This is a genomic window from Sinomonas cellulolyticus, from assembly GCF_014656475.1.
Classification (GTDB): Bacteria; Actinomycetota; Actinomycetes; order Actinomycetales; family Micrococcaceae; genus Sinomonas; species Sinomonas cellulolyticus.
Window position 1 is genome coordinate 40,145 of record NZ_BNCM01000006.1, and the last position, 12,258, is coordinate 52,402.

The 12,258-nt window shown below is 67.2% G+C and carries 11 protein-coding genes; all 11 read right to left on the reverse strand.

Annotated elements, in window-relative coordinates:
• Positions 1 to 13 precede the first annotated feature (13 nt).
• Complete coding sequence (locus IE231_RS09075) at positions 14 to 1,771, reverse strand: ABC transporter permease (RefSeq protein ID WP_189693642.1); 1,758 nt, start codon at positions 1,769 to 1,771, stop codon at positions 14 to 16.
• Between the two features lie 204 nt (positions 1,772 to 1,975).
• Positions 1,976 to 2,497: a flavin reductase family protein gene (locus tag IE231_RS09080; RefSeq protein WP_189693643.1), complete on the reverse strand. Its 522-nt coding sequence runs from the start codon at positions 2,495 to 2,497 to the stop codon at positions 1,976 to 1,978.
• Positions 2,498 to 2,526: 29 nt separating this feature from the next.
• The gene (locus IE231_RS09085; RefSeq protein WP_189693644.1) at positions 2,527 to 3,708 is read right to left on the reverse strand and encodes an acyl-CoA dehydrogenase family protein; all 1,182 of its coding nucleotides are present in this window, start codon (positions 3,706 to 3,708) and stop codon (positions 2,527 to 2,529) included.
• Positions 3,709 to 3,723: 15 nt separating this feature from the next.
• Positions 3,724 to 4,125 (reverse strand): YciI family protein, encoded by a 402-nt coding sequence (locus IE231_RS09090; protein WP_189693645.1) that lies wholly within the window; start codon positions 4,123 to 4,125, stop codon positions 3,724 to 3,726.
• A 197-nt stretch (positions 4,126 to 4,322) separates the two neighbouring features.
• Complete coding sequence (locus tag IE231_RS09095) at positions 4,323 to 5,555, reverse strand: multidrug effflux MFS transporter (RefSeq protein WP_189693646.1); 1,233 nt, start codon at positions 5,553 to 5,555, stop codon at positions 4,323 to 4,325.
• Between the two features lie 44 nt (positions 5,556 to 5,599).
• Positions 5,600 to 6,808 carry a cytochrome P450 gene (locus tag IE231_RS09100; RefSeq protein ID WP_189693647.1) on the reverse strand — a complete coding sequence of 403 codons (1,209 nt, stop codon included), beginning with the start codon at positions 6,806 to 6,808 and terminating at the stop codon, positions 5,600 to 5,602.
• Between the two features lie 173 nt (positions 6,809 to 6,981).
• Positions 6,982 to 8,031, reverse strand: a complete 1,050-nt coding sequence (locus IE231_RS09105; RefSeq protein ID WP_189693648.1) for an ABC transporter substrate-binding protein — start codon at positions 8,029 to 8,031, stop codon at positions 6,982 to 6,984.
• 160 nt (positions 8,032 to 8,191) lie between these two features.
• On the reverse strand, positions 8,192 to 9,649 hold the full coding sequence (locus IE231_RS09110) for an aldehyde dehydrogenase family protein (RefSeq protein ID WP_189693649.1): 1,458 nt from the start codon (positions 9,647 to 9,649) through the stop codon (positions 8,192 to 8,194).
• Positions 9,646 to 10,584 carry an NAD(P)-dependent oxidoreductase gene (locus IE231_RS09115; RefSeq protein ID WP_255430066.1) on the reverse strand — a complete coding sequence of 313 codons (939 nt, stop codon included), beginning with the start codon at positions 10,582 to 10,584 and terminating at the stop codon, positions 9,646 to 9,648. Before IE231_RS09115 ends, IE231_RS09110 begins: the two co-directional genes overlap by 4 nt.
• Before the next feature lie 259 nt (positions 10,585 to 10,843).
• Positions 10,844 to 11,452 (reverse strand): PadR family transcriptional regulator, encoded by a 609-nt coding sequence (locus IE231_RS09120; protein WP_189693651.1) that lies wholly within the window; start codon positions 11,450 to 11,452, stop codon positions 10,844 to 10,846.
• 106 nt (positions 11,453 to 11,558) lie between these two features.
• A complete protein-coding gene (locus IE231_RS09125) occupies positions 11,559 to 12,143 on the reverse strand; it encodes a nitroreductase family protein (RefSeq protein WP_189693652.1) in 585 nt (194 codons plus the stop codon).
• Positions 12,144 to 12,258: the final 115 nt, after the last annotated feature.

Consider the following 12,258-nt stretch of genomic DNA (forward strand, 5'->3'; position numbering starts at 1 on the left):
ACGGATCCTTTGACTAACGCTTTCGAGAACGGGTGGTGGAGGCCTGGGTCCACCGGCTGCTCCGGCGGCCGATCCAGACCGCGCCGAGCACGGTGATGGAGGAGACGACGGCGAGCGTGAAGGACAGGGCCGAGGTAGTTGCGTATGATCCGTACCTGCTCTGTTCCAGGATCTGGAAGCCGATCACCGGGTTGTTGGCGCCGGAGAGCATCGACGACGCCGTGAGGTCGCCCACGGAGCGGACGAACACGGCGGCCCAGGCCCCGACGAGGCCGGGGATGAGAAGTGGGAAGATGACGCGGAAGAACGTGCGGCTCTCGCTCGCCCCGGACATCCGTGCGGCCTCCGTGAGTGAGTTGCCCACGCCGGCGACGGCGGCATCCGCCGACACCGAGGCGTTCGGCAGGCTCAGCGTTGTGTAGGCGATCAAGAGGATGGTGAGCGTTCCGCCAAGGTGGAACGGGGCGCCCGTGAACAGCAGCACCATGCCGACCACGAGCACGACGGTTCCGAGCGTCGCGGGCAGCTTGATGCCCGCGTCAACAAGTCGGCCCGTGAAGGAACCGGCCCGCGCGACGTAGAGGGCGATGATCGCCGCGATGAGCACCACGATCGTCGACGTGAGCAGGCCGAGGCCGAAGCTGTTCCGCAGGCCCGCGAGTGTGTACGGGTTCGAGAAGATCTTCGCGAACTCATTGAAGGTCAGTCCCTCAAGCGAGATCCCGCTGCGCCACGTGCCGGCGAGGGAGACGTAGATCAGTGCGAGTGCCGGCAGCAGGATCGTGACGGCGGAGTACACGATAACCAACAGGCGCGCCGGCGTACGCCACCTTCCGAGGTCCACCGGAGCAGTCTTGGCACCCTTGCTTCCGACCGTCGCGTGCTTGCTCGCACGGAGGATGCGGGACTGGATGAACCACGCGATGAGCACGACGGCCGTGATGATGAGGCTGAGGCCGACCGCACCTGGCCGGTTTGCGGGATATGAGAACGCGAGGAGCTGGACGATCCGCGAGGCGAGGACCTCGATCCGCGCCCCCGTGCCGATCATCAACGGGATGTCGACCATCGAGAAGGAGACCCAGATCCAGAGGAACGCGCCGGCCCCCATTGCTGGGAGGACCGCGGGGAGCGTGACCCGGAACATCGTCCGGATCGGACCGGCGCCGAACATGCGCGCAGCCTCCTCCAACCCCGAGTCCATCATTCGGAGCGCGGGCGCGATCATCATGTACGTGAACGGCACGCCGTAGACGGAGAAAACGATGATGAGACCGGCCCAGCTGTAGATGTCCAGTAGCGGTGCGGCGTCGATGACGCCGAAGAGCGAGAGGAACCCGCGCCATGCCTGGTTCACATACCCGGCCTTGGGCGCGAACAGCAGGATGTAGCCGAGCGATCCTGCCACGGGCGGGAGCAGGAAGCTCATCAGCGGCAGGATGTCGGAGAAGATTCCCATCCGGGCGTTCGTCCGCTCATTGAGCCACGCAAGGCCGCCGCCGATCAGGGAGGCAATAATCGTGCTGGCGCTCGTGATGATCGCAGTCGCGCCGACGAGCTGCCACGTGCGCGGATCGGTGAGAACGGAGACCGCGGGCGACCCTTGGGCAACGAACATGCTCACGATCACTGTTCCGACGGACGCCACAGTGATCGCGATCATGACGAGTGCGAGGGTCAGGGACATCGCGGCGAAGGGGGATGGGGCGCGGAAGCGCCTGCGCCGCACGGAGCGGATCCCGGCGCCGGCCACCGTCGACGTGTCAATCATCAGCACCTGCCGCGGGAGTGCTGGTGCCGGTTTGGGAAAGGAGCGTCTTCATCAGTGACCTCTTTGTCGTTGTGAAAGAAATTCTCAGCTAGTGACGCCTAGGTGGCACCACGGCTGTTCTCCCGACGTTCAGGGTATCTACCGCAGTTATCTAGCGCAATAGTTGCCTATTTACTAGAACCTCTGGATGCGGTAGCCGAGCGGTCACCACCACCCGCCGGCCACGTTCCAGCGTGCCGTCCACTCGCCCATGTCAGACAGCGCGTGGTAGCTGCCGCCATGGAAGATGAGCGGATCGCCCGAGACGTGCTCTGCCGTCGTGACCTCGCCCACGAACAGGACATGGTCGCCGACCACGTGTCGGTCCACGACTTTCGCCGCAATGTGGGCGATGGCGCCCCGGATGAGCGGGATGCCGTCGATCTCGACGAACGGCTCCTCGAGGCCCTCCGCAGGGCGCCCCGCAAAGTGCCTGCTGAGGAACGCCTGCTCGAAGCCGAGCACGCTCACGCCATAGGCGCCTGCCGCGTCGATCGAGCCGATCATCTTGGATTCGCAGCGCACCGAGATGACCACGAGCGGCGGCTCCAGGGACACCGACATGAAGCCGTTGGCCGTCATGCCGTGCGTTTGACCCTCGGACTGCGTAGTGATCACGGTCACCCCGGTCGCGAAGCGACCCATGACGTCGCGGAAGCGACGTCGGGTCTCCGTATCTGCCGTCATGCCCTCACCCCTGTCTTCTTCCGCAGGCCTCAGTAGCTGAGGTTCTGCGGGGCACGGCCCATGCCCAGAGTGAGCCGGCCGTAGTGGTCGTAGTTGGTCTCTGGATTGAGCGAGATGTGCGTGCTCGCGAAGTGCACGTCACGCCATGCGCGCTGGATCGGATGCGAGGCTCCGAACACGGCCGAGCCGCCGATGGCGACGAGCGCGTCGATCGCCTCGACCGCGAGCTCCACGGCCCGGGAGTAGTCACGCATCGCACGCGCGCGGTCGTCCTCGGTCGGTCGGACCGGTCCGATCGCTGTGTCGAGGATGCGGCGCAACATCAGCTCCGCCGCATCGATGCTGGCGGCGGCGCGCGACAGCTTGACGCGCACGCTCGTGAAGTCGCGGACCGCCGCACCGCCGGCCGCGACGCGGCTGGCAGTCCAGGCGACGAACTTCTCGTACACCCCGCGCGCGGCGCCGAGGATCGGCACGGAGAACGTCAGCGACGAGTACGACTTGAACGGCAGCGCGTACATCGGGTTGTCGTGCACCTTCGAGCCGGGGGATACGCCCTCGTTGAGGTCCGCATAGGCGAGCACGCGGTGCTCGGGGACGAAGACGCCCTCCGTCACGATCGTGTTGCTGCCGGTGCCCCGCATGCCGACGACGTCCCAGGTGTCGAGCACCTCGTAGTCGCTCACCGGCATGAGGAAGAAGCGCCAGTCCGGACCGGGACCGGACCCCGGCACGAAGCCGCTCACCATGGCCCACGTGCTGTTGTTGATCCCGCTCGTGAACGGCGAACGGCCGGTCACGCGGTAGCCGCCCTCGACCGGCTCGATCTTGCAGACGGGCGCGATGGAGGCTGCGATGACGACGTCGGGTCCGTCCCTCCACACCTCCTCCTGCGCCGCAAGCGGGAACTGCGCGATGTAGTGGGGGTGGTGCATCGCGAGGCTGGCGATCCACGCGGTGGACATGTCCGACTTGGCGATCTCGTGGACGATCTCGAACCAGGTTTCGAGGCCCAGCTCCGCGCCGCCGAAGGCGGCAGGAACGAGGACCCTTGCGACGCCGGCCTCAACGAGGGCGGCCACGATCTCGGCCGGGACGCTGCGGTCGCGGTCGCCTTCGGCGGCCCGCTCCGCGATCGTGGGGATCAGTGCCTTGACGCGGTCGATGACCGCCTCGGCTGTGACGTCCCGCTGTGCGCTTGCAGTGGTCATGATGCTCCTTGCCGCCTAGTCGTTGAGGTGTGCGGGGTACTGCGGCGCGCCGTCCAGCCCGCCGCGCTGAGTTGAGAAGTCGAGGGAGACGTTGATGCGTCCCTGGTTGAGGGCCCATTCGTCGATCGTGAAGACACGTACGCCGTGCTTGTGGAGCGGCTCCTCGGCCGCCAGCCTGGTGGCCTCGGCGAGGCTGGCCGCCCGGAGGATGTACAGCGCGCGTGGGGTGGGTTTGCCCTCGCGCTTGTAGGGTCCCGCCGCGAAAAGGACGCCGTTGCGCTCCCATTCGATGAGGCGGCGGAGGTGCTCCTCGAGGTATGCGAGGCCAGCCGCAGGGTCGACACCCTCGGCGGGCTCGCTGTGTACGACGTAGAGCGTGCGTCCGAGCGTGCCGGAAAGCATGTGCTTCGCTTCCATGTCACTCCGTTGTCGAGATAGATGCGTTGGGTCCGGTTGGAGGTTCCGCACGTCCCACAGACATCTTGGCATGAAAAGAACTAATGCGCTACTGATAAGGGCCAAGTGCCATCTTCGTAGGCGTTATTTCAGTCAGAAGCTGTGGTGTCAGCAGCGAGTGTGTACTAGAAGTCTGCGTTAGACGGAATGTGCCGGGCTCAGGCTGCGACCGGGTCCGGGTCGGCTGGCAAGCCCCACCTGGCCCGCATCGCCATGCCGATCCACCACGCCCCGACCGCTGTCACGAGCATGGTGAGGGCCATCGAGAGCGCGCTGACGCCGGCAAGCGACACGAGCGGCGGCACGAGGGCCGCCACGCCGAACTGGCATGCTCCCAGCAGCGCGGCCGCCGAACCCGCGGCGTGTGGGAACGGTGCGAGCGTCAACGCGGTGATGTCGGCGTTCGAGGCGCCCGCGGCCAGCGGGACGAGAAGCACGGCGACGATCACGAGTGACAGTGGCGCATGCAGCACGACCGCCACGAGGTATGCGACCGATCCGACGAATGCGATCGTGAGCAGGAGGCGCAGCACGGTCTCCGGCCTCCATCTGCGTAGCAGCAGCACGTTCGACTGGTTCCCGAGCGCCATCATGAGCGCGGCGACGCCGAACAGCATGCCGAACTGCTGGGCGGTCATCCCGAAGTCGTCGACGAAGACGAACGGGCTCATGATGACGAACGTGAAGTACATCGCCGACTGCACGACGCCCAGGGCGGCGAACGACAGGAAGTAGTAGGGCGCGCGGAAGAATCCATGGATCACGGCGAGCTGAGCGCGCAGATCATTGTTCTGCCGACGCTCGACGAGCAGAGTCTCCCGCATGAACAGCACGCCCATGGACATCACGACGGCGCCGAACGCCGCCAGGGCGAGGAACAGGCCGCGCCAGTCCGTGAACAGGAGGAGCTGTCCGGCGAGGGATGGCGCGACAACGGGAGCGAGTGCGGTCACCATCGACATCTGCGAGAGCACGCGGGCCGTCGCCTGCCCCGCGTAAGAGTCCCGCACGACGGCCCGGGTGATCACCCACACCGCCCCGCCGCAGACCCCCTGCAGCGCCCGGAAGACAATGAGCGTCGCGATGTCGGATGCGAAGGAGCACAGCACCGTCGTCGCGATGTAGGCCACGAGGCCGAGAATGAGCGGCGCGCGGCGACCGTGCCGGTCGCTGAGTGGACCAACCATGAGCAGGCCGACCGCGAGTCCCGCGAAACCCGCGGAGAGGGCGAACTGCGCACCGGACAGGCTGGTGTGCAGATCGTCCGCTAGTTCTGGAAGGGCCGGGAGGATGAACACGCTGGTGAGGGGCGAGAGCCCCGACAGGGCGGCGAGGAGAATGAACCCCCCGACGCCCAGCCCGTGCCTCCCGTGTGCCTGGCGCGAGTTCACCGCGCGAGTGCGGGATGCGCCAGCGTCGTGAGGCAGGCCACGGTCTACCGCGCCTGGACCGTCGCGGGAAGGGACAGCGACGCTCGGAAGGGCCAGTGCTCGTTCGGAACCTCGGAGACCGGGATCGAGAGCTCGAAGTCCGCGGTGCCCGCAAGGAGTTCCTCGATTGCGGTCTGCACCAATCCCCGTGCGATGCTCCTGCCCGGGCAGCTGTGGATGCCGTGGCCGAACGCGAGGTGCGGGTTCGGAGTGCGGCCGATCATGAACGTCTCCGGGTCCTCGAATGCCTCGGGGTCGCGGTTGCCCGCCGGGAAGACGAGCGCGATCGCGGAGCCGGCCGGGATGCGGCGTCCGCCGAACTCGAGGTCGACGGTGCTGGAGCGGGCGAAGCCGATCTGCGGCTGGTCCATGCGGAGGAACTCGTCGACCGAGTCGGCGATGAGCTCTGGCTCGGCCCGCAGCTTCGCTGTGAGCCCGTGGTCGGTGAGGAGACGCCGGAAGATGTTCGTCAGCGTGTGCGCGGTGGCCAGCCACACGATGACGAGGGGCTGCCGCTGCGCGCCGAGAACCTTCTCCTCGTCGACGAGGATGCCGGCCTCCTGCGCTTGGACGAGCGCCGTGGCGAGGTCGGTCGACGGGTCTCGCGGGTTCTCCCTGCGGTCGTCGAGGAGGTTCTTCGTGATGCTGAACATCCTGGCGCTCGCGTCCTGGGCGAGCTGCGCCGCACGCACCTGGCCTCCGATGACGTAGTCGCGGATGGTCCGGTCCATCTCGTCGCCCGTGACCTCTTCGATGTTGAAGATCGATGTGATCGCGAAGCCCATCAGCGGATCGGCGTACTCGGTGGCGAGGTCACCCGAGCCTTCCGAAGCGATCTTCGCGACAAGCTCCTTGGCGCGCTGACGCACCTCGGACACCACCCGGTCACGCAGTTCGTCACTTCCGAGGACCTTCTGGATGACGTCCTTGTAGATCGTGTGCTCTGGTTGGTCCGAGTGCATGAGCGGGCGGGTGTTGCCGGCAAGCCCGTGCGGCACGGTATGCAGGATCGAGTTGATCAGCTGCTCATGGTTGCGCGCCGCGTTGACGAGGTCGGCACGGCGCGTGAGCGCCCAGAATCCCCCGAACTGCGAGGAGTACGCGACCGGCGATTCTTCGCGCAGCCGCTTGAGCTCCCTGTGCTGGTCCGCCGTGAACTCGTCGGCCATCGGGTCGAAGTCGGATTCGGGCGAGAGTGTCTCTTGGTCCATCATGTGTGCCTCCGCAGGCGTCGTCGATCACGGGTGACTGAGGTCAAGCTAACGCACTTTATCTCTTCTTACAACGGAATGAGACCGGCGTGGACGGCCTCTGGGGCGCGCCGCGCGGGCACGATCCTGGCGACAGCTGGACCGTGCCCCCGAGGGTCGTCACGCCGAGTCTCGGATCAGAGACCGAGAGCCTTGATGACGTCCGGCGTAGCCTCATGCACGCGCTGGAAGTCGTCCGGCGTCGGAGCCGAGAACCCGGCTGGCAGGCGGGCCATGTCCCAGGGTCCGATCGAACCGGTGTCCGGGTTGTTCAGGACCGCGTTTCCCTCCTTGCTGAGGAGGTATTCCATGAACAGGCGTGCGGCATTCGGGTGCTCCGCCTTCGCCGCGACGGCCGCAGAGACGAGCGGCGGGACGCTGGAGGGCGCCGTGGCGAACTCGACCTTCGCCCCGTTGCCCTGCATGCCTGCGACGAAGAACTTCGCGCTGAACAGGCCCAGCTGGCATTCGCCCACCGCGACGGCCTCGTTCATTGCGATGACGTTCGGGTACCACCGACCGATGTTCTCGCCGAGCTTCTTCAGGGCGTCGGCCCCTTCCTTCTGGCCGACGGACCAGAAGGAGTGGGCGACGTTCACGGACGTGCCCGGGTCGACGGCGCAGTACCGGCCCTTCCAGCTAGGGTCTTCCAGCGCCGACCATGTCGTCGGAATCTCGCTCTTCCTCACCTTGTCCGTGTTGTAGATGAAGCCCGTGTCGAGTACCTGCACGCTCGGCGCGTCGTAGTCACTGAAGACGGCTTCCTTGGGGAGGTCGAGAAGGTCGGCCACGCCCGACTTCGAGTACGCGACCACCGAGCCGGCCTTCGCGGCGGTCGCGAGGTACTGCACGTCGACCACGACGATCATGTCTGCGCTCGGGGAGTGGGCCTGGGTCTCGGTGTCGAACCGCTGCGCGAGGGTGTTGCCGCCGAGGCGCAGGGCCTCGACCGTGATGCCGTACTTCTTCTGGAAGTCATTGGAGAGGGCCGTCATTGACGCCTCCGGGATCTGCCCGTAGATGCGCAGCGTGCCTTCCTTCTTGGCGGCCGCGACGAGCGCGTCCAGGTTTCCGGCCTCGACGGCGGCCGCGGTGCTCGCGGGCGTCTCTGCCGCGGCAGTGCCGCAAGCCGTGAGGGCGAGCAGCGCGACCACGCCGACGCCGATGGCGGACAGGATCTTGTTCATGGTGACTTCCTTGTCAGATCATGCAATTGTTTGTGACTCTCATACGACTCCGCGGGGACGACTTGGGCGTCGTTTGGTGCCCGGGAGAAGACTTGGGGCGATGAATAGAAGGTATCGGCTCTAGCTAGCTAGCACAATAGTGCGCTATATGCCGAGTTCATCAACTCCGGAGCACGATGCCCGCCGGCTCCGTGAAGGCGAGCATCGCGTGGATACCGCCCTTGCGGCCGAAGCCACTGAGCTTGCGACCGCCGAACGGCATCTCCTCGATGCCGTTGCCGGCGCTCTGCGGCGTGTTGATGCTGACGACGCCGGACTCCAGCCGCTCCGCGATCGAGAGCGCGCGTGCGCTGTTCCCGGAGACGACGTAGTTCACCAGGCCGTAGTCGCTGTCGTTCGCGATCGCGACCGCCTCGTCGTCCTCGGTGATCGTGATCATCGAGATGACCGGACCGAAGATCTCCTCACGGACGGCCGCCATGTCCGGCGTGCAGTCGACGAGCAGCGTCGGTGCGGCGTAGAACCCCGGTGAGACGTCTGGTCTGCTACCGCCGACGGCCGTCGTCGCCCCCGCTTCGCGCGCCGAGGCGATGTAGCCCTCGATGCGGTCGCGGTGACCGCCGTTGATCACGGGGCCGACGGTCGTCTGCGGGTGGTCGCCGGGGCCGACGACGAGCGTCTCCGCGACGGCGGCGAGCCGACGGACCAGCTCGTCCCGGACGGACTCGTGCACGATCGCGCGGGTCGGCGCGCCGCAGATCTGGCCCGAGTGCATCCGCCACGTGAGCGACAGGACGTTCACGGCGATGTCGAGGTCGGCGTCGTCGAGCACGATGCACGCGCCCTTGCCGCCGAGTTCGAGGAGCACCGGCTTGAGCTGCGCGGCGGCGGCCTGGGCGATCTCCACACCCACCGTCGGGCTGCCCGTGAATCCGACGCCGTGCACGCCGGTATTGCGTACGAGCTCGCGCCCGATCTCCGGATCGACGGCGTTGACCGTGTTCACGACGCCGGGTGGGAAGCCGACCTCGGTCGCGATCCGGGCGAGTTCCAGGGTCGTCAGGGGGTCCTGCGGGGCTGGCTTGATGATGACGGTGTTGCCGGCGGCGAGTGCCGGGCCCGCCATCGTGGAGGTGTTCACGAGCGGGGCGTTGTACGCGGCGATGACGGCGACGACGCCGACCGGCCTGCGCCGCGCGACACCGGATACGACCTCACCCATCGACACGCGCGGCGCGTAGTTCTCGGAGAGGTCGAGGTTGGCGCGTTCGCCGAATGCGCGGAATGCCTCGATCGCGACGTCGAGCGTGCGCCCTGCCGAGCCGTTCTGGACCCCTCCCATCTCGGCACCCAGCCACGGCACGAGGCGTCCTCGCTCCTGGTCGAGCCGGTCGGCCAGCGCGTGGAGCAGTCGCGCGCGCTCCCGCCGCGGCGTGGCAGCCCAGGCAGGCGCGGCCGCGTTCGCGGCGTCGACCGCGGCCTGGACATCGGCAATCGTCGCCTCCGGGGCCTCGCCGAAGGGTTTCTCCGTGGACGGGTTGACGACGACGTATGTCCCCCCGCCAGCGGCGACGTCCTCACCGCCGATGTGGAGCGGAACCACGACCAGCTCGCTCACAGGGTGAACTCCTTCGCGTCGCCGTCGTGCATGACCACGCCGGCGCGCTCCTCCTGGAGGCTGAACACGACGGCGGTGTCCTTGTCGCCGTGGCCACGGCCGACCATCTCAACGGCGGACTGCTCGACGAGGTTCAGGACGGGCAGCGGCACGTTGAGGTCACGTCCCAGCGCGTTCGCGAGGGCGATATCCTTGCGCCCAAGGTTGAGCGCGAAGCCCGCGGGGTCGAAGTTGTGCTTGAAGGCGACGCCTGGGAGCATCTGCGACAGGATGAGGCCGCGCCCGTACGCGCCCTTCGACAGCATGCCGTGCAGCGTCTGGTGGTCGACGCCTGCCTTCACGCCGAGGCTGAACACCTCAGAGAGCAGGCTCCACGTGCCGAGCGCTGTCGCGTTGTTGACGAGCTTCGCGACCGCACCCGCGCCGAGGGCGCCGATGTGCAGGATCTCCGTCGCGAGGTGCTGGAGGACAGGTTCCACACGCGCCAGCTGTTCGTCCTCCGCACCCACGAAGATCACCAGCTCGCCCGCTCGGCAGTGCTGCGGTCCACCGCTGACGGGAGCGTCGATGACGTCCACGCCCTTCTCGGCGAAGCGCTGGGCGAGTGCGCGGATGAGGACGGGGGAGCTGGTGCTCATGTCGACCCACGCGGACCCCGGGCGCATGCCCTCGAGGAGCCCGCCCGGGCCGGCCGCGACCTGTTCCACCTGCGGCGGCCCGGGGAGCGATGTCAAGATGACATCCGCCTCGGCGGCCACCTCCGCGGCGGTGTCGACCCAGCGGGCCCCTGCTTCCAGAACAGCACCCGCCTGGTCCTTGCTGACGTCCGTGACGACGAGATCGACGCCACACTCGAGCAGCCGCAGGGCCATGTTTCCGCCCATCCTGCCCAGTCCGATGTAACCCACACTCATGTGCATCCTCTCCTTTGAGATGCGCGAGGCCGCACTGTCTCGCGCCGACGAGTCGCAGACCCGAGTTCAAGCATAGGGCGAAGCTAGCGCATCTTGCTAGTAGCTATGAGCGTGAATCCGTTCGCTGTCGATCACGCGTCGGCACTGGTCCGCAGGCGCGCGGGAGCAGCTCAACAGCGGAATGTCGTGGGATGTCGATCATCGACGAGACAGGCCGTCCCCAGGCCGCCGGATGCGGCGGCCATCGACGGCAGGGATGTGGACTCTTTCTATAGGCGCATTAGTGCGAGTCGGGTCCAGAGGCGGCAGCCCGGGCGGCGAGCACCTTGAGCGCTCGCTCGATCCACTTCAGCCGCGCCTTCGTCAGCGCGATGGTGAGCTCGATGCCCAGCTGCCGCGCGAACACGTCTGACGAACCCTCGTCGACATCCCCGTAGGAGTCGTTCAGCGTGCGCAGTGACGCCTGCTGATGCTGGAGCTGGCTGTGCCACTCGTGGCGGGCGCGGACGAGGAACTCCTCCGCCTCCCCTGGAGGGAACAGCTCAAGCGTCCAGATACGGAGGAGGAACTCCTCCTTCGTCTTCGAGAAGTCGATCGGGGAGCACAGCCACTCACGCAGCGTGTCGAGGCCCCGGTCAGTGATCGTGTAGAGACGGCGCTGAGGGCCTGACCGGCCCTTCACGATCTCGCCCGCCGTGAAGCCCCCGGCCTCCAGCCGCTTGAGCTCACGGTAGATCTGCGTGTCGTACGCGTGCCAGCCGCGGCCGAGCGAGGACTGGAAACGATCCTTCAGATCGTAGCCACTCGCCGGCATGCGGGAGAGGAGTTGCAGGATCGCGAAGCCCAGGATACTGGGCGCGTCATCCGCCGAACGCTGAGCCTTGTTCACTTCTTCGACTGTAGTAGTCAAAGGGGAGCCACCGATCTTTTCTCTGATTTGGACGATTATTGCATTGTGCCCGGATCGCCGTGGTTGACGGATCCGGCGCTGACGTCTAGTCCCTCGCGAGGACGAGGTCCGCCAGCGGCAGGCGCTCGCGCGCCGCCCCTTCCCGCTCGGCCAGCTCTGCGTCGAGCCAGCCTGCCGGCGCCTGCCGCCCGACGGCGGCAACGACGAACGGCTCGTGCACCGCATCGAGGGCGAGGCTCGCGGCGAGGGCGTTGCGATCGAAGCCACCCATCTGGCGCATTCGCAGGCCGAGCGCCTCCGCCTGCACAGCCATGTGGCCGACGGCCTGCCCGAGATCGTACTCGGCGAACCGGAGCGCGCGTCCCTGTTCGTCGGTGCGCATGAGGACGCCGACGACGAGGAGCGCGGCGTTCGGTGCCCACGCGGCGTTCCGGCCGCTCAGCGTCGCGGCGATCCGCTCGAACAGCGCACAGCCGCGACGTCCTACGACGAAGCGGCGCGACTGGCCATTGCGCGAGGACGGAGCCCACCGGGCGGCCTCGAGGAGCGCGTCGGTCTCGGCCGTGGACACCTCGTGCAGACGATCGAACGACCGCGGGCTCCACCGCTGCAACAGCAGCGGTGTCAGCGAGGGGGGCGTCGTCGCCGCTTCGCCATCGCTGTTCGCCATTGTGCGGGCAGCATGATTCGGTTCCACCGTGCGTGCGCACATGACACCCTCCCTCCACATTCTGCTAGCTTAGACCTGCTAGCGCAGAGATGCACTATTTGCGTGCGTTCCCCGC

Excerpts from the sequence above, each read along its gene's own strand:
- IE231_RS09075 (WP_189693642.1), bottom strand. The coding sequence starts at position 1,771 with ATGATTGACACGTCGACGGTGGCCGGCGCCGGGATCCGCTCCGTGCGG.
- IE231_RS09080 (WP_189693643.1), bottom strand. The coding sequence starts at position 2,497 with ATGACGGCAGATACGGAGACCCGACGTCGCTTCCGCGACGTCATGGGT.
- IE231_RS09085 (WP_189693644.1), bottom strand. The coding sequence starts at position 3,708 with ATGACCACTGCAAGCGCACAGCGGGACGTCACAGCCGAGGCGGTCATC.
- IE231_RS09090 (WP_189693645.1), bottom strand. The coding sequence starts at position 4,125 with ATGGAAGCGAAGCACATGCTTTCCGGCACGCTCGGACGCACGCTCTAC.
- IE231_RS09100 (WP_189693647.1), bottom strand. The coding sequence starts at position 6,808 with ATGATGGACCAAGAGACACTCTCGCCCGAATCCGACTTCGACCCGATG.
- IE231_RS09105 (WP_189693648.1), bottom strand. The coding sequence starts at position 8,031 with ATGAACAAGATCCTGTCCGCCATCGGCGTCGGCGTGGTCGCGCTGCTC.
- IE231_RS09125 (WP_189693652.1), bottom strand. The coding sequence starts at position 12,143 with ATGGCGAACAGCGATGGCGAAGCGGCGACGACGCCCCCCTCGCTGACA.